General features: G+C 57.2%; 1 protein-coding gene. It reads left to right on the plus strand.

Translation table 11 applies throughout. The features are described from left to right. Positions 1–432, plus strand: a 432-nt coding sequence (locus FHC49_RS13150; protein WP_255581362.1) for a pyridoxal-dependent decarboxylase, incomplete at both ends; no start/stop codon positions are given.

Below are 432 nucleotides of genomic sequence, written 5' to 3' on the forward strand. Positions count from 1 at the left end.
ATGGAAGCTGCAGGCAAACCAACGGATAAACCAAACCTGGTGTGCGGTCCGGTACAAATCTGCTGGCATAAATTCGCCCGCTACTGGGATGTGGAGCTGCGTGAGATCCCTATGCGCCCCGGTCAGTTGTTTATGGACCCGAAACGCATGATTGAAGCCTGTGACGAAAACACCATCGGCGTGGTGCCGACTTTCGGCGTGACCTACACTGGTAACTATGAGTTCCCACAACCGCTGCACGATGCGCTGGATAAATTCCAGGCCGACACCGGTATCGACATCGACATGCACATCGACGCTGCCAGCGGTGGCTTCCTGGCACCGTTCGTCGCCCCGGATATCGTCTGGGACTTCCGCCTGCCGCGTGTGAAATCGATCAGTGCTTCAGGCCATAAATTCGGTCTGGCTCCGCTGGGCTGCGGCTGGGTTATC

Origin of the sequence: Kluyvera sp. EC_51, from assembly GCF_019584505.1 — a bacterium.
In the GTDB taxonomy this organism is placed as follows: domain Bacteria; phylum Pseudomonadota; class Gammaproteobacteria; order Enterobacterales; family Enterobacteriaceae; genus Kluyvera; species Kluyvera sichuanensis.